Annotated in this window: 14 protein-coding genes; 6 read left to right on the top strand and 8 right to left on the bottom strand. The window is 62.5% G+C overall.

Annotated elements, in window-relative coordinates; all coding sequences use genetic code 11:
* Nucleotides 1–63: 63 nt before the first annotated feature.
* Nucleotides 64–1,104, bottom strand: coding sequence for a zinc-dependent alcohol dehydrogenase family protein (locus D3D01_RS13540; protein WP_121512537.1), 1,041 nt, complete (start codon nucleotides 1,102–1,104; stop codon nucleotides 64–66).
* Between the two features lie 113 nt (nucleotides 1,105–1,217).
* On the opposite strand from D3D01_RS13540, the gene D3D01_RS13535 reads away from it, so the two are divergent.
* Complete coding sequence (locus D3D01_RS13535; RefSeq protein WP_121512536.1) at nucleotides 1,218–1,796, top strand: FAD-dependent oxidoreductase; 579 nt, start codon at nucleotides 1,218–1,220, stop codon at nucleotides 1,794–1,796.
* 245 nt (nucleotides 1,797–2,041) lie between these two features.
* Nucleotides 2,042–2,281, top strand: a complete 240-nt coding sequence (locus D3D01_RS24530) for a hypothetical protein (RefSeq protein ID WP_233562775.1) — start codon at nucleotides 2,042–2,044, stop codon at nucleotides 2,279–2,281.
* Nucleotides 2,282–2,672: 391 nt separating this feature from the next.
* On the opposite strand, the gene D3D01_RS13525 is transcribed toward D3D01_RS24530, so the two are convergent.
* A complete protein-coding gene (locus D3D01_RS13525; protein WP_121512535.1) occupies nucleotides 2,673–3,413 on the bottom strand; it encodes a ThuA domain-containing protein in 741 nt (246 codons plus the stop codon).
* Nucleotides 3,414–4,036: 623 nt separating this feature from the next.
* On the opposite strand from D3D01_RS13525, the gene D3D01_RS13520 reads away from it, so the two are divergent.
* Together D3D01_RS13520 and D3D01_RS13515 are read left to right on the top strand one after the other, a co-directional pair.
* Nucleotides 4,037–5,815, top strand: a complete 1,779-nt coding sequence (locus D3D01_RS13520; RefSeq protein ID WP_121512534.1) for an L-lactate permease — start codon at nucleotides 4,037–4,039, stop codon at nucleotides 5,813–5,815.
* A gap of 25 nt (nucleotides 5,816–5,840) precedes the next feature.
* Nucleotides 5,841–8,885, top strand: coding sequence for an FAD-binding and (Fe-S)-binding domain-containing protein (locus tag D3D01_RS13515; protein WP_121512533.1), 3,045 nt, complete (start codon nucleotides 5,841–5,843; stop codon nucleotides 8,883–8,885).
* Between the two features lie 30 nt (nucleotides 8,886–8,915).
* On the opposite strand, the gene D3D01_RS13510 is transcribed toward D3D01_RS13515, so the two are convergent.
* From D3D01_RS13510 to D3D01_RS13485, 6 genes are all read right to left on the bottom strand, one after another.
* Nucleotides 8,916–9,362, bottom strand: a complete 447-nt coding sequence (locus D3D01_RS13510; RefSeq protein WP_101351729.1) for a hypothetical protein — start codon at nucleotides 9,360–9,362, stop codon at nucleotides 8,916–8,918.
* Nucleotides 9,350–11,104 (bottom strand): Nramp family divalent metal transporter, encoded by a 1,755-nt coding sequence (locus tag D3D01_RS13505; protein WP_101351730.1) that lies wholly within the window; start codon nucleotides 11,102–11,104, stop codon nucleotides 9,350–9,352. Before D3D01_RS13505 ends, D3D01_RS13510 begins: the two co-directional genes overlap by 13 nt.
* Nucleotides 11,105–11,112: 8 nt before the next feature.
* Nucleotides 11,113–11,685, bottom strand: a complete 573-nt coding sequence (locus D3D01_RS13500; protein WP_101351731.1) for a helix-turn-helix transcriptional regulator — start codon at nucleotides 11,683–11,685, stop codon at nucleotides 11,113–11,115.
* A 210-nt stretch (nucleotides 11,686–11,895) separates the two neighbouring features.
* Nucleotides 11,896–13,230 (bottom strand): metallophosphoesterase, encoded by a 1,335-nt coding sequence (locus tag D3D01_RS13495; protein ID WP_121512532.1) that lies wholly within the window; start codon nucleotides 13,228–13,230, stop codon nucleotides 11,896–11,898.
* Between the two features lie 122 nt (nucleotides 13,231–13,352).
* The gene (locus tag D3D01_RS13490; protein ID WP_198560274.1) at nucleotides 13,353–14,357 is read right to left on the bottom strand and encodes an alcohol dehydrogenase; all 1,005 of its coding nucleotides are present in this window, start codon (nucleotides 14,355–14,357) and stop codon (nucleotides 13,353–13,355) included.
* A gap of 148 nt (nucleotides 14,358–14,505) precedes the next feature.
* Nucleotides 14,506–15,330: a M48 family metallopeptidase gene (locus D3D01_RS13485; protein ID WP_121512531.1), complete on the bottom strand. Its 825-nt coding sequence runs from the start codon at nucleotides 15,328–15,330 to the stop codon at nucleotides 14,506–14,508.
* A 115-nt stretch (nucleotides 15,331–15,445) separates the two neighbouring features.
* Between D3D01_RS13485 and D3D01_RS13480 the strand changes: the two genes are divergently transcribed.
* Both D3D01_RS13480 and D3D01_RS13475 read left to right on the top strand, forming a co-directional pair.
* Nucleotides 15,446–16,045: a hypothetical protein gene (locus D3D01_RS13480; protein ID WP_121512530.1), complete on the top strand. Its 600-nt coding sequence runs from the start codon at nucleotides 15,446–15,448 to the stop codon at nucleotides 16,043–16,045.
* Nucleotides 16,046–16,170: 125 nt separating this feature from the next.
* Nucleotides 16,171–16,962, top strand: a complete 792-nt coding sequence (locus D3D01_RS13475; protein ID WP_121512659.1) for an aldo/keto reductase — start codon at nucleotides 16,171–16,173, stop codon at nucleotides 16,960–16,962.
* Nucleotides 16,963–17,096 lie beyond the last annotated feature (134 nt).

The following is a 17,096-nucleotide window of genomic DNA, read 5'->3' as shown; positions in this document are numbered from 1 at the left end:
ACTAGCCGTACCGTTTAGCGAACCATCCCGCGGTTCGCATGACTGTCAGTCACCACAGACCGACTACAACTTGACGAGAACCTTGATCGCCTCGCGCTCGTCCATCGCCCGATACCCGTCGGGAACGCCGTCGAGATCGACTGTTTTCGTGAAGATCGGTGACGGGTCGAGCGTGCCCTGCAACACATCGGCCAGCAGGTCGTCAGCGTAGGCACGAACCGGTGCGACGCCGCCGTTGAGCCCGATGTTATCACCGAATAGCGAAAACATATCTAATCCGGAGTCATCGAGCCCGTGCGGGACGCCGACGTAGCCGACGGTCCCGCCCGGGCGACAGACATCGATGGCAGTCTCCATTGCTGAAGCCGCACCGACACACTCGAGGACGTGGTTTGCACCGCCGTTGGTCATGTCGTCCGCGGCGTCCACGGCCTCTTGGCCGCGTGCGGCGATGGTCTCTGTCGCACCGAACGACTCGGCGAGTTCGAGGCGGTCGTCGTGGTGGCCCATCGCAATGATGCGTTCTGCACCTAGGCGGCGTGCCGCCAGCACCCCGCACAGTCCAACGGCACCGTCGCCGACAACAATACAGGTGTCGCCTTCACTGACACCGGCGCTCACCGCCGCGTGGTGGCCGGTGCCCATAACATCTGTCAGGGGCAGAATCGCTTCCAGCGTGTCCTCGTCGTCGGCGTGACGGTCGGGAACGCGGACCAGCGTCCCGTCGGCTTCCGGCGCTCGGACGTACTCACCCTGCCCGCCGCCGTTTTCGCCGCCCCACGAATCGCCGTTGACACAGGACGTATGCAGGCCCTTCCGACAGAATTCACACCGGCCACAGCTGATAACGAACGGGGCGAACACCCGGTCGCCGGGTTCGACAGAGCGCACATCGTCGCCGACCTCCTCGACGATACCCATCGGCTCGTGGCCGACGCGTGAGCCTTCCTCACGGTCGCTCTGGCCGCGATAGAACCACAGGTCGGAGCCACAGACAGCGGTATGTGTCACGCGTACAATCGCGTCGGTCGGCGATTCAATCTCCGGCCGGGGGACCTCTTCGACGGTAATCTCACCAGGGCCACGGTAGATGGCTGCGCGCATGGGCGTGCTTCGGGTCGGCTGTGCAAAACCGTTCTCATACTGCGCACCAAATCCGACTGGCCGTTTTCATTGGATGAAAACAATTACCAGTGAGCGAATAGAAATGCAGAAACATGACAGACATTCACATTGTCGGCGGCGGCCCCGCCGGCCTGAGTGCGGCACTGTTCGCACAAAAAAACGGACTGGAGACGACGGTCTTCGACACTGACGGGACGTGGATGCACAAAGCACACCTGTTCAACTATCTCGGGGTCGGGTCCCAAGACGGCTCCGCGTTCATGGAAACCGCCCGGTCACAGGTCGATAGCTTCGGCGTCGACCGAAAGCAGGGTACAGAGGTGACCGACGTACAGCAAACTGACGCCGGATTCGAGGTCACCACCGAAGATGACACGTACCAAGCGGCGTATCTCGTCCTCGCGACGGGGGCCAACCGTGACCTCGCTGCGTCGCTCGGCTGTGACATGACCGACGAGGATACCGTTGACGTGGACGTGACGATGGAGACGAGCGTCAACGACGCCTACGCGACGGGGGGTATGGTCCGAGCCGAGGAGTGGCAGGCCGTCATCTCTGCCGGAGACGGCGCGGCCGCAGCGCTGAATATCCTCACGAAGGAGAAGGGAGAGCACTTCCACGACTTCGATACCCCCGCCGACGCGGACGAGATGTTCGGCCCCGAAGCATAGGCCTCGAAGCGAGTTCGGGCAGGCCTATCTCACTACTACCCACCGGACACTGTGTCGCTGGCCACTGGCCGGCGAACACAGACTGTATTCGACGATAGGTAACCTCACATCTCCTGACTCTACCCAAGTGCGTACTCTACGCTACTGCGACCGATACCAGCCACTACAGCCGGTCTGAGGTTCTGAAGACGACAGCTAGCATTATCCACTGATTCACTATGACATCACAGAGCCGTGAAGCTGGTATGAAGGAGGTCGCGTTCACCCTCAGGTTCGCTGCGGGTGCTGATCAAGTGATGGACCTGTTTCAGGAGTATCCGAGGGTACGACTTCGGAACGCCACGTGTACCGTGACTGAAAACGCCCTCTGGCGTATCGACCATGTTGACAGTCCCGCTGACGCCATCGCTGCGTTCGATGACGTGTTTCTCGATGCTGAACGCTGTAACGAGTGTCTCGACGGACCCTGCTGTTCTGCGACGTGAGAACACAGGTCCTTGATTGCCGACTCGCCAGCAGGACGGTATATACGTATCACGAGCAGGCTGACCGGTGTTGTGCCGTGCCTGCTGTCGTTACCGATTCTATTGGCGATGGTGTCGTATTCGAGTCGGAACGCACTGGGGCGCGTACCGATGGCGAGTGCTGTCGCCGGTCGGGACATCGTTTGAGCCGCTGTTCGACCGCCCCGAATCGACACTTCAGACGGGAATACAGCTCGATGTAGAGCACACAGGAAGTGCTGAACGGTGGCGAGCGAAACCACAGCCCGTGTTTCCACAGTGACCGCATCGAGTCCATTGCTGTGCGTATACAATGTAATAGAACGAAATCAAACACCTGTTACACACGATTCGGCTGTACGCGAGGCTGAAATCAGTGGACCGACCGCTCGTCGCTTTCGTCGATGTCTTCGATGGGGTCGGCGTTGCCAAACGACGGTTCCGGTCCGTCCCCTGCCGCGGCCCACTCGCAGGCATTGGCGAGGACCTGCTGGACCGCTTCGTCGTGGTAAATCGGATAGGTCTCGTGGCCCGGCCGGAAGTAGAAAATACGACCTGCGCCGCGGCGGTAGCAACATCCCGACCGGAACACCTCGCCGCCCTCGAACCAGGAGTTGAACACGAGCGTGTCCGGCGCGGGGATGTCGAAGCGCTCGCCGTACATCTCGGTCTCCGGGAGTTCGATGTACTCGCCGACCCCATCGGCGATTGGATGGCCGGGTTCGACGACCCATAACCGCTCGGTTTCGGCGGCCTCGCGCCACTTCAGGCTGCAGGTCGTCCCCATCAGCTCGCGGAATATCTTCGAGTAGTGGCCCGAGTGGAGGACGATGAGTCCCATGCCGTCGAGGACCCCCTCTTTCACCCGGGCGACCACTTCGTCAGCGACCTGGTCGTGTGCGGCGTGTCCCCACCAGGTAAGCACGTCCGTTTCTGCCAGTACATCCTCGGTGAGACCGTGCTCGGGTTCTTGGAGTGTCGCGGTTTCCGCGTCGAATCCGCGCTCTTCCAGGGCTGAGGCGATAGCGCCGTGAATTCCATCGGGGTACAGGTCTGCGACTGCTTCGTGTTCCTGCTCGTGAACGTACTCGTTCCAGACTGTGACGCGTGTCATACTCGTGGTTTCCACCTCCGCCGTAACGGCGTTCGCCAAGCGGCAATCCGTACGACGAGCGAACGCGATACGGTCTCGTCTCCGCGACTGTTCGCTGAGGGACTCTCTACAGTACCGCTGTGCACCTCAGATACCTCTCTGTGTAGCTCAGCGCTGCGTGTCCGGTTCGCGAGCGCGCGCCAGCTCCGCTCGACAGTGGCTATGACGACCCCGACGCTGAGCGCCACTGCGACTCGCTCTCCAACCCCATCCACAGGACCGCGAATGTCGCCCTGAAACCGTCAAATACAGACGACTGTATGGCGCTTCACCAAGAGTACAGTCGAGTGAAATCCCGGCGTAAAGAACTGCTATACCGGATACACACGACTGTATCCGATTTCGGAGGTTTGTACAAAACACTCCCTGATTTTTGTTGTATCAACGTCTCTCGCTCCCGTTTCGACGCTAATCTGAATAGACTATAATGTAAACAGTAGATAGGTATATATACTCCCTGCTAGACGACGTGACTGATGCATTCCATCAGAAACCGCTGTCTCGGAAGGTTTCGAGCGATAGAGTTGTGTACCGAGGTGGTTCCGAAATGAGAGCCCGCCATCGTTTCTCGGGGGTGACGCGCGATGTCTGAGCACACACTGGTGCTCATGGCACTACTCCCGCTGGCGACGATTGCGGTGCTGATGGTTGGCCTGTACCAGCCTGCGACACGGACAATGCCAATCGCGTGGGCGGTGGCGGCTATCGCCGCCTTCGTCGGCTGGCAGATGTCGCCGACGCTCATCGCCGCCGCGTCGATACGTGGCGCGCTGACAGCGACCAGAATCCTTGTTATCGTCTTCGGGGCGATACTCCTCCTGTACACGCTGAAACAGTCCGGTGCCTTCGAGGTGATCAATGCTGGGTTCTCCTCGATTAGCGACGACCGGCGCGTACAGGTCATCCTGCTCGTGTTCCTCATGGGGTCGTTCATTGAGGGTGCAGCCGGCTTCGGGACGCCAGCGGCTATCGTCGGCCCGCTGCTGGTCGGCCTCGGTTTCCCGCCGCTCGCCGCCGTGGTCGTCGCGCTCACGGGGAACATCCTCGCAATCACCTTCGGCGCGGTCGGTACGCCGCTGATTATCGGTCTCCGCGACGTGGTGTTCGCTGAGGGGACCGGTGCGGCACAGCAGGTGGTCCAGCAGGGCGGCTTCGAGAGCATCGGCGCGTACGTCGCACAAATCGGTGTGTGGGCGGCGATAATCCACGCTATCGTCGGCATCGCCATCCCCTTTATCGGCGTGGCGATGATGACCCGCTTCTTCGGCGAAGAGCGGTCGATTAAGCCCGCGCTCGAAGTCCTGCCGCTGTGTCTCTTCGCGTGGGCGTCTTTCGCAATTCCCTACGTCGCGACCGCGTACTTCCTCGGTCCAACGTTCCCGGGACTGCTGGGTGCGATGGTCGGGCTCCTCGTCGTTACGACGACGCTCCGAGCTGGCTACTTCCTTCCCGACGATGAGTGGGACTTCGGTCCACAGGACCAGTGGCCGGACCACTGGATCGGTAGCATCGAACCCGGAGAGGGTGTCGGCACCACTACGGGCGACAGCCGGGAAGGCACGGTTGCAGCCGACGGTGGCACGGCAACGTTCGAAGAATCTCACTCGCAGGATATGTCGCTGGGGATGGCCTGGCTGCCGTACCTCCTCGTGGCTGCGCTGCTCGTCGTGACTCGTGTCGTCGGTCCGGTTCAGGAGTTCCTGGCGACCACCGGCGTTCTTATGTGGAACAACATCCTCGGCACGCCGTTCTCGGAGGGCGTCGAGCTGTTCTACCTCCCCGGGAGCCTCTTCGTGCTGGTCGCGGTGATCACCTACGCGCTCCACGGGATGGACACTGACGGTATCAAAGCCTCGTGGAGTGAGGCACTCCGAAACATCGCACCAGCCGTCGTCGCGCTGTGGTTCGCAGTTGCCACGGTTATGATCATGCAACGGACCGGCAGTGCCGTCGTGCTGGAGACTGCGCCGATCAACTCCGGGATGCTCGGACTGCTGTCGGAGATTACTGCGAACACGACCGGCCAGATGTTCCCGTTCTTCTCGGGCTTCATCGGTGCGTTCGGCGCGTTCATCGCTGGCTCGAATACGGTCAGCGACATCCTGTTCGGGCTGTTCCAGTTCCAGGCTGCCCAGCAGATCGGTGCGCCGACGCAGATCATCGTCGCCGCACAGGCGGTCGGTGGCGCAATCGGTAACCTCATCGCGATTCACAACGTCGTGGCCGCTCTCACCGTGGTCGGCCTCATCGGCGAGGAGGGACGCGTCATCCGCCTCGAACTGATTCCGGTACTGTACTACGGCGTGTTCACGGGCATACTGACGCTCATCCTGGCCTACGTCGTGGCACCGGGCGCGTTCTAACTCGACTCCTCTTCCGTTCTTACTCATGGCATACGACTCCCGACCCCCCCAACAGCACGACCCGGCGACAGACCCGAGCGCGAACTACGACTACCAGGGCGACAGCGTCAACCGGCCGGACCTCGTTGCGGCCTTAGAGCGCCGCGTTGACGGCGACGTACGCTTCGACGCGTACACCCGGGAACTGTTCGCGACCGACGCGAGTGCCTACGAACAGCTCCCAATCGGCGTCGTCTCGCCGGTCTCGACCGACGATGTGGTCGCGGTGATGGAGTACTGCGCCGAGGAGGATATTCCGGTCCTCCCACGGGGCGGCGGGACCAGTCTCGCCGGACAGTCGGTAAACGAGGCGGTCGTCCTCGATTTCAAGCGGCACATGGACGAACCGCTGTCGGTTGACCCGGAGGCCGAACAGGTCCGTGCGCAGGTAGGCATCACGATTGCTCGACTCAACGACCGACTCGAACCCCACGGCCTGAAGTTTGCGCCGGACCCTGCGTGGGGGGACAAGAGCGTTCTCGGCGGTGCAATCGGGAACAACACGACCGGCGCGCACTCGCTGAAATACGGCAAGACAGACGCCTATATCGAAGAGTGTGAGGTCGTCCTCGCGGACGGCACCCGGACGACCTTCGGCTGGGTCGACGTCGACGACCTCGAAGCGCGAGCGGCCGAGGCCGGCCCCGACGCCGACCTTGAAACCCGGATTTACGCCGAAGTCGCTAAGATCATCTCGGAGGACGCCGACGCGATAGACGCCCGGTATCCGGACCTCAAGCGCAACGTCTCCGGGTACAACCTGGACGAACTGGTCGACAACGCCAGAGAGCGCGGCGAGGTCAACCTCGCCCGTCTGCTCGCGGGGAGCGAGGGGACGCTGGCGGTCGTCACGGAGGCGACGGTCTCGCTGGAACCCGTCCCCGAGGCCACGGCCGTCGCCATGCTGACCTACGACGATATCATCTCGGCGATGCGGGATGTCGACCCGATTCTGGACCACGACCCCTCGGCCGTCGAGGTGATGGACGACGTATTGCTGGACCTCGCGGCGGAGACGCCGGAGTTCGCTGACGTTGTCGGCATGCTCCCCGAGGAGACCGACTCGACGCTGCTCGTCGAGTTCTACGCCGATTCGCCAGACGACGGGGCCCAGAAAGTCGCCGACCTGCTCGCCGACCGGCTTCCGGGCTACGAAGCACGAGAATCGCCGCGTGACGGGGCCGCTTCCGCCACCGACGCCCCTGTTCACGCTGTCGACGCGCTGGAGGCGTACGACGCGGACCGGCAGGCGAAGTTCTGGAAGATGCGCAAAGCCGGGCTGCCGATTCTGCTGTCCCGAACGGGCGACGACAAGCACTGGCCGTTCGTCGAGGACACGGCGGTCCCGGCCGAGAACCTCCCGGAGTACGTCGCCGATATCCGGGAGTTGTTCGACGAGCACGACACCTTCGCCTCCTACTACGCCCACGCCGGCCCCGGCGTCCTGCACATCAGGCCGCTGTTGAACCTGAAATCCGAGGACGGTATCGAGACCATGGAGGCCATCTCCGACGCCATCACGGACCTCGTCGTCCAGTACGACGGCTCCGTCTCCGGCGAACACGGTGACGGCCGCGCCCGGACCCAGTGGAACCGCAAACTGTACGGCGACGACCTCTGGGAAACGTTCCGCGACCTGAAATCGGCGTTCGACCCCGACTGGCGGCTGAACCCGGGGAACATCTGTGGCGACCACGACCCGGCCGAGAACCTCCGGTACGACCCCGATTACGCCTTCGACGCGGGCTTCGAGCCCACGCTGGAGTGGGACAACGACAACGGGTTCCAGGGGATGGTGGAACTCTGTCACGGGTGTGCGGGCTGTACCGGCCACCAGGAGACCACCGGCGGCGTCATGTGTCCGACATACCGCGCCGCCGAGGAGGAAATCACCAGCACCCGCGGCCGGGCCAACATGCTCCGGTCGGCGATGGACGGCGACCTCCCCGAGGACCCCACCGACGAGGAGTTCGTCACCGAGGTGCTGGACCTCTGTATCGGCTGTAAAGGCTGCAAGAAGGACTGTCCGAGCGGCGTCGACATGGCGAAGCTCAAAGCCGAGGTGGTCCACGAACACCACCAGCGCGAGGGCATCTCACTGCGAGATCGGCTGTTCGCCAACGTCGAGACGGTGCTCTCGCTCGGGAGTGCATTCGCTCCAGTGTCGAACTGGCTGATGGACCTGCCGGGGGCGGGCCGTCTCATGGAGAAAACGGTCGGCATCACGGAAGAGCGCACCCTGCCTGCCTTCCACCGGACCACGTTCCGGGACTGGTGGGCCGACCGCGGCGGGGCGCTTGTCGCGGCGAGCAGAGCCGACCGGAAGGCGCTCTTGCTCGCCGACCCGTACACGAACTACAGCCACCCCGATGTCGGGAAAGCGGCCGTAGAAGTGCTTGAGGCGGCGGGCGTCCACGTCGTCATGCCAGACGACGTGACAGACAGCGGTCGGCCCGCGTTCTCCAAGAGTATGCTGGACCACGCTCGCGAGACGGCACGGGCAAACGTGGACGCGCTCGCGCCGCGAATCCGTGAGGGCTGGGACGTTGTCACTATCGAACCCTCCGACGCGGTGATGTACCAGGTCGACTATCGGGACCTCCTTTCCGGCGACGACGTCGACGCCGTCGCAGAGAACACGTACGGCGTCTGCGAGTACATCGACACGTACCGGCTAGGGGAGGCTATCTCCTTCGGTGACGCTGGCGACTCGCTAGCGTACCACGGCCACTGCCACCAGAAGGCGACGAAGAAGGACCATCACGCCGTCGGCGTCCTCCGGCGGGCCGGCTACGATGTGGACCCGCTGGATTCGGGCTGTTGTGGCATGGCCGGCTCCTTCGGTTACGAGGCCGAACACTACTCAATGAGCGAGGCCATCGCTGACCTCCTGCTGGGCCAGATAGATGACTCGCCGGCCGAACAGGTCGTCGCACCCGGCGCGTCCTGTCGGTCTCAGATAGACGATTTCGGCGACGGCGACGCGGAACCGCCCCACCCAATCGAGATGGTCGCGGCGGCGATACGGTAACCGGGTGCCTGGTGATACCTCCGTCTGCAGTCAGAACCCGATACCGTCCCTTTGTCTGACGGTGACGTCGTGCCCGTCTACCGTTGACCGAAGCGCCTGTGTGAACGGTTCGGCGTCGAACTGGCCGTGGACGCGAAGAGTCGTTGCGGAGTCTGTTCGGGGCCGTGCTGTGATTTTCGGCCGACCGACTCGGCCACCAGTGTGGATATCGACACTGTCGAGTGTGTCGTATGACTGCGTGTCGACCTGTTCGGCTGTCTCGATGGCCGCCGGGACGCCCTCTTCGACCACCCGTGAGGCGAACGCGGCGGCCCGCTGACCCGGCGATCCGAACACCAGGTCGACGGGGGTAAGATAATCGTACTCGACGAAGTAGGCTCGTTCCGTACAGAACAACACGTCGACCAGCCGAAGCGGGTACGATCCTCGCATCGTATAGTGCAAGTGGACGCGGAGTTCGTCGGTCACGAGAACCACCCTTTCGCAGCGGCCGCATCAGCGACCGTTCCGTCTGCCGCGACCTTCGCACGTCCGACTCGATACATCGTGTACAGCTGGACGAGCAGGAAGACTGCCCAGAGGACGTACCCTCCCGGTCCACTGCCGAGTACGGCTGGCTGGACGGTGAACACCCGCAATCCCAGTCGTGTCGTCAGCCCCGTGCCAATCAAGAGGACGCTGAAATAGCCGAAGAACGCGGCAGCGACCCACATCGCGACGATGCGCCCCCAGCCCGGCATCGTATGCTCCGGGAGCCGGACCGTGTTGACGAGCTGTACGATGACGATGTAGGGCCACATCAACAACCCGGACATCGCCGCCCCAACGACCAGGAGTCCGAAGGGGTCGGATATCGATATCGGCAGGCTGAGAATGAGCACGCCCCAGCCACAGAAGACAGTCAGCAATCCCCAGAACAGCCGCGGCAGACTCCAGCCCGCTTCTCGGCCGTACAGCTCGTAGATAATATCGGAACTGTTCCGGACGAACGACTCGATGATCGCGTATTCGGTTGTGAACAGGGCGAGAAACAGCGTGACGTAGATGACGCTCGTCGTGACCCCGCCGACCGATGGCGCGATCTCGATGAGCCACATATCTACTGCGTCACTCGTCGTCCCCGGTGCCTGCGACACGGCGATGACGACCAGTATCGTCGTGACCAGAAGGAGACCAAGCAGGAAGGTCAAGAGGTGTTCGAGCTGTGTCACGCGCCACCAGCCCCGCCAGCGTTTGAGGTTCTGCGTGTCCGGGGTGAACGTGAACCCGTCTTCGTGGACGGTTTCGGGGTCGTCGCCGGCGAAGGGGTTCTTGATCCGGCCCTGATACCGGCCCATTCCATACCCTTTCTCGCGTATCCAGAGGCTCTGTGAGAGGTTGAGGTAGCCGCCAGCCCCGGCGTAGGCCAGCGCCCCGACCAGCACGGCGATGGTCCCGACCGGCGAGTAGTCCCCGACTTCTGTCAGACTTCCTGGAACGCCAAACAGCACGTCCACTGACCCGATGAGCACGAACAGCAACAGTGTAAACGCGATGGACAGTGCCACCAGAACAAGCTGGAGGCTCTCGACGACATTGTACATCAGCGGCGTCACCTGGTAGGTAATCCAGATGAACACCATGAGCCCGATACCGAACAGTCGCCAGCCGACGATGTCGACGCCGGCGAAGTCATACGTACCGAGTGCGAGCCCTTCGGCCCCGATTCGTGCGGCGCTTGCGGCCCAGCCCGGCCAGCCGAGACTGACGAACCCGCCCAGTAGCATGGCCAGCGGGAGGACCGGATGAACCCGCTCGAACGCCCGAAACACGCTCTCACCGGTCGCAAGTGTCCACCGCTGTATCTCGGTGTTGATGATAAAGTGGAGGCTGACAGCCACGAGGAACAGCCAGTACAGTCCCCACCCGTAGCTGGCGACCAGATGCGGCCAGAACAGCGTTTCACCGCTCCCGAGCGACGCCCCGAGCATGATTGCGCTGGGGCCGACGACGTGGCGGAGCTTCGGCACCTTCGGCAACGAGAGTTCTCTGAACCGCCCGCCTGTTCCCGTGTCCGGATGGGCATCACTCTCCGGTGCCGCTTCGAGATTGTCGTATGCGACCGGGGTGTACGATGAGATAGGATACCGCTGCTCTTTGCGAGAGGCGTACACCTCCTCTGTCTCTGACTCCGTCTCGTCTGCTACGTCCGACTGTTCCGTCGGCTTTTCCTCTGGCATCGATGAACTCACCCACCGACGTAGTGCCAGACGTGCTCGTGGTCGGCAGCCAGGTCAACCTGTGGGAGGTCCTCTAGAGCGGGTCCGATTGCGTCCCACCACTCGTCAGCGGTTTTGTAGCCCGCCGGATGTTCCTGAAACACCTCGGTAATGAGTTTTCCGGCATCGGTATCAGGGTTTTCACGAAGATAATCGTACGCGGCCCGCAACGCCGTACGTCGGTCGTCCAGTGTATCCCCCGTCCCCGGTAGGTCCGCATCGGCGATACTGTGCTCGACTGGTGGCTCGCGGTCCCGTTGTGGTTCCGTGCCTGGGCCGACGAGCTGGGAGAACGGGATCCACCAGACCCGACTCCGTGCGCCGACTTTTCGCGTTTCCAGCTCCCCTCGCTCCACGAGTATGTCGAGCTTGTTGTGTGCCGTCTTCCGGGAACAGCCGAGCGCGTCCATCACATCGGTTGCCGTCAACGGCTTCGCTTGGTCCGTCCGGTCTTGAAACACCGAGAGCACTCGCTCCGGTGTGAACTCTGCCGTGGACGGTGGCGACCCGTCAGCCTGACCATCGTCCGCGGTATTGCTCATACGTAGCCATTACAGTCGTATGTAATAGACTTTTCTGCACGAATCTCCGTTTCGGGAGCGAACGCTTACCCGGCGTCAGACGCTCGATAGGTCTCAATCACACACGAAGGTATGAACGACCCCTCTCAGTAGACTCAGCAACAATGCGGTGCCGAGACTCCGCTCTATCGGTTCACTGCCGCAGCCATCGCGCTTCGTTCGGTCTAATTTTCACTCAGCAGGCTCCGGCGGAGGCACCGACTGCTCGGTTTCTACGACCGCACGCTCCGGAAGCTCGGGGTTGGGTCTCCGACCGACTGTCAGCAGCCGCTCGGTGAGTGTCAACTCCTCCGGGCTGGGACTCGGTTTCTGAACCTCCTCGTAATCGACGACCACCTGCCTGCCTTTGGCGGTGATGCGCACCGCACAGAGCTGGTAGGAGGGGTAAAACACCGGGGGCAGAAGCCCGATAATGCCGTCCCGACGGTGAAGGCGTTTGAGCCAGGTCCCGGTGTTGACGACCAAGCCGCCGTCGACCGACTGTACGCTCGGCCGGTGTGTGTGGCCGTAGCAGAAGACAACAACGTCTTCCTTTTCTTCGAACACTTCCTGGGCGGCTTCCCTGTATGGCGTCTGGGTGTCGACTGTCAGGTCAGTTTCGAAGACCCCGAAGCGGTTGATTGTCTTCTTGATGTCCCGGCGCAGCAGATACAACGGGATGCCAACGAGCAGCAGAAGGCCGGCGAGCGACGCATTCACGACAAGCAGCACCCAGATGGCGGTGCCGACCGTACCGAACTGGCCCAGAAACGATGTCGTCGTTTCGACCGGCGCGGACCAGACGCCGAGGAGATTCAGCGCTGCCAGAATCGCCAGGAGTGCGCTGATATTGAACAGCAAGAGGAACGGTACCAGCGCATACCGAAGCAAGGGGTTCATCTCGCGATAGAAGTACTTCGAGAGCATCCACACCGGAACCCGCTCCGTCGGCGTCACAGCCTGGACATCCTTGAGCCAGTTGTACCGGCCCCGGTCTGAGAGCTGACCGGCCCGGCTCGTGACAAGTGTGTTGTAGTAGTAGCCAAGCGGCGTCACGTTGGTGTCGCCCCAGTCCTCGATACGGTTGTTTGGGTCCTGCTGATTACCGTGTTCGAGGTGGATGGCCTTGTCACCAACCGGCCGGGTAACCGACTTCGACTGGACGAGAGTGACGTTGTACGCCGCGAACCGCTCCACGTACTCGTCGTAGGCTGCGAGTTCGTGGTCGTGATTCCCCGGAATCAGGGTTATCTCGATGTTCTCGCCGGTCTTTCGCAACTGCTCGAACAGGGTCGGATAGGTCTCTTCGAGGGCGTCGAACTTCTCCAGTCCCGACATACCGGTAAACTCCCATAGCCCGAACGCGTCTCCGTTAATGAGCAACTCGGCGTCCTCGTCGGTGGTTTCTAACCGGGTCAGAAAATCGAGCAGTTCGTCGAGAAATTCCACTTCCTCTAGCTGCTCGTCGCCGCCGATGTGAAGATCGCTGATGACGTAATAGACGCGGTCGTCGGCGGTGCCGTCCATTGAATACGGGTTCTTGACCCACGGACAAAGGCGTTGCTCTCCGGTAAATCACGACGGGAAGCGGGATCGTAACTATGACCGTACGCCAGAGCCCCGCTCCAGCCGGTACTGGACCTGCCTGATTACAGTTCAAGCACGGCTCGGAACCGCGCTTCGTTGTCGATCATCCGCCCGTACGCTTCACTAACGTCCTCGAGCGGGTAGGTCTCTATCTCCGGCGCGATGTCGCGGAGCGAACTGAACTCCAGCGTGTCCTGTGAGTCCCGCGCGTGTCCGGAGGCCCAGCCCTCGACAGCGCCCCGACTCTGGACGAGTTGCTGTGCGCTCACTTCAACCGGCTCGCCGGGAACACCGACGACGACGACAGAGCCATCGACACCGACTCCGCTGACGATTGAACTGATCGCGTCACTCGATGGTGCCGTCGCCAGCACCACGTCGGCCCCGCCCAGCTCTTGCAGTCGCTGGCCGGCATCCGTCTCCGCCGCGTCGATGAAGTGGTCGGCTCCCAGCTCTTTCGCTAGCGATTCCTTCTCCGGCGTCCGGGAGATGGCGGCCGTCTCGAAGCCGGCTGCGTGTGCATACTGGATGCCGAGGTGACCGAGGCCGCCGACACCCTGCACGGCGACGAGGTCACCGACGTTCGCATCACTGTTTCGGAGCGCGTTGAACGTTGTCACGCCCGCACAGAGCAGTGGTGCCGCGGCCGCCGCATCAAGTGATTCCGGAATCTTCGCGAGCGCCTCCGATGGTGCGGTCATGTACTCCGCGTACCCACCGTCGTAGCTTAGCCCGGTAATGTCGCCGTTTTCACACTGGAGGAAGTTCCCCCGGCGACACTGATCACACGTCGAACAGTGGCCGCCGTGCCAGCCGACGCCGACCCTGTCGCCCACGTCCCAGGCGTCGACAGCGTCGCCGACGGCGTCGATGCGACCCGCCACCTCGTGGCCGGGAACCCGCGGATAGGAGACGCCCGGATAGGTCCCTTCTTTCGCGTACACGTCGCTGTGACAGATGCCACAGGCGTCCACTGCGACTCGTACCTCGCCGTCGTCCGGGTCGGGGATGTCCCGCTCGACGACCTCGAAGTCTGCCCCTGGCTCAGGCACAACCGCCGCTTGCATCGTGTCGGACATAGCGTTACTTTCGGCTCGATGCTGATAAACGGCCAGTTAGCAGCTATCTCTCTGCCGACATTCGCTAACACAATCAGACCGAGAGACCTCCGAGACAGTGTCGGTGATTCGAAGAAGACGGTAGACCCGTCAGCGCTCAAGAGCGGAGCCGCTGGATGCGCTTCTCCGTCGGCGGGTGGGTCGAGAACAGCCGCTCGAACAGCCCCTTGTCGGCGTTGAAGATACAGAGGGCGTTCATGCTGTCCTCGACTGTCGATTCGCGTCCTTCGGCACCGCGAGAAATCTTTTCGAGCGCCCGGGCCAGCGGCTCGCCGGTGCCGATAGCGCGGCGAGCGTCCGCGTCGGCAACGTACTCGCGGTAGCGGGAGATGGCAAGCACGAACACCATGACCAGTGCGTTCGCCAGCGAGGAGGCGACCATCGCCAGGAGCCAGGAGCCGATGTTGCGCTCGCCGCCGAACAGCACCGCGAAGTAGGCGACGTAGCCGACGAGCATCCCGATGGACTGGCCCACGACCATCGTGATGACGTCCCGGTTCTTGATGTGGGCCAGTTCGTGTGCGATGACACCTTCCAGTTCGTCATCGTCGAGGAGTTGCATCAGTTCGCTTGACACGACGACGACGCCTGCACCCTTCCGCCCAACCGCAAAGGCGTTGGGGACGCCCATGTCCATCACCATCAGCCGTGGCTCCTCGACATTCATGTCTCTGCAGAGCCGGCGAACCATCTGGTGAACGTAGCCGAACCGCTGGTCGTCCGGCATATCTTCCGCACCACGGAGTGCCAGCCACTTCCCGAGCTTGTACTGGATCGCTGGCACGACGAGGATGCCGACGAGAAGCACCGGGACGAGCGGCAGGCCCAACAGCACCGACAGCGCCGTGCCGGCGAACACGTAGAACGCGAACAGAATCGCACCGACCACCAGCATCCGCACCTGTAGTCCGAAATCTGTCATACAGGGTCAAATCTGCCCGGCCGTATAAACAGTCTGGCTGATGATGCCGGGGCCTCGTCCCGCTTTCCACGCGGGGTAGCAACACCTATACAGCTGGGTACGGAACCGCTCCGACGTGTCCCTCCAGCGCTACGTCGGTCGGTTCCGGCCCTACTCTCTCCCCATCTGTCTGTTCGCTCTGGTTGCGGGTACCGTAACTTTCGTCCCGCCGCTGGTGCTCGGGGAAGCGACCGCCCGCACGTACGCGCTGACCGTAGCAGTACTCATCGTCGCCGTCTCGTCGGTCCTCCCGTACGCCGTCGCCGTTGCCGTCCTGACCGTTCCGTTCCTCTACGCCGGACTGGGGAGCTACGCGGCTCCCGCCGCCGGCGAGCCGTTCTCGCTAACCGCGGCGCTCCGCCACGCCGTCGCCGGCGTCTCGTACGTCGTCGCAGCCACCGCCGTCGGCGCTGTCGCCGTCGGCATCGACTTCGCGGTTTCGAGCGGCTCGAACCCACTACAGGCGGTACAGTTTCCAGGACTCGGGGTGCCGCCGTTCCTGACGCTCGGCGGCGCGGCCGTCGCCGCCGTCTACGTCGTCGTTCAGCTGTGGCGATACGACAGCCCGCTCGCCGAGATAGGGCTGAACGCGGTCCTCGGGACGGTGGTCCTCGGTGTTCTCCTTGCCGCGTCGCCCGTCGCCGCGCTCTGGCTGTTCGGGACCTATGGGTTCTGAATGCCCGCGCCCCCGTTACACAGGCGGTTTTCCACGCCGTCTTCAAAACGTCTTAAAATCGCAAGCACCGGATATCGGATATGACGAAACAACAGTCCCCGACAGGCGGCCCGCGAGCGAGCGGCATGCCGATGCTCGGTCTCGGCACCTGGCAGAACGACGACGCAAAACAGTGTGCTGAGAGCGTTCGGACGGCTCTGGAGGCCGGCTACCGACATATCGACACTGCACAGGTCTACGACAACGAAAGCGCCGTTGGTGACGGAATTGCCGCGGCTGACGTCGAGCGTGACGATATTTTTCTGGCGACGAAAGTATGGATCTCGAATCTCTCACACGACGACGTGATAGAAACGACCGAGGAGAGCCTCGACAAACTCGGTGTCGATTCTGTTGACCTGCTGTACGTCCACTGGCCGGCACGCGAGTACGAACCTGAGGACACACTCCCGGCGTTCGATGAACTCGTCGACCGTGGCCTCATCGACAACGTCGGCGTCTCGAACTTCGAACCGAACCACGTCGAAACGGCGATGGACGTCCTCGACGCGCCGGTGTTCGCAAATCAGGTCGAGGTCCATCCGTTCCTCCAGCAGTCGGAGCTGCGCGAGCACGCGGCCGAACAGGACTATGAACTGGTCGCGTACTCCCCGCTGGCACGCGGTGAGGTGTTCGGCCACGATGTCATCGAAGCCATCGCCGACGACCACGACGCCAGCGAGGCGCAGGTCAGCCTCGCCTGGCTCCGCGAGAAGGGCGTGACGGCGATTCCGAAGGCCACGAGCGAAGCTCACATCACCGACAACCTGACGAGCCTCGACCTGTCGCTGACGGACGCCGAAATCGACCGTATCGACAGTATCGATACTGTCGACCGACGCGTTGACCCGGACTTCGCGCCGGCCGCGTGGGACTGAGTCGACGCCGGCGTTTCCTGGTCGGGAAGTCCAAATCGGCTGTCGGTCCGTGACACCACGTCTCCCACAGCCCTCTTCACATTTCGACCCATTGAACAGGTAATGAGATATTTTCGTTTTAATGGGTGGTCCAA

It is taken from the genome of Haloarcula sp. Atlit-7R (genome assembly GCF_003666065.1).
In the GTDB taxonomy this organism is placed as follows: domain Archaea; phylum Halobacteriota; class Halobacteria; order Halobacteriales; family Haloarculaceae; genus Haloarcula; species Haloarcula taiwanensis.
This window is presented reverse-complemented; position numbering and strand designations above follow the sequence as displayed.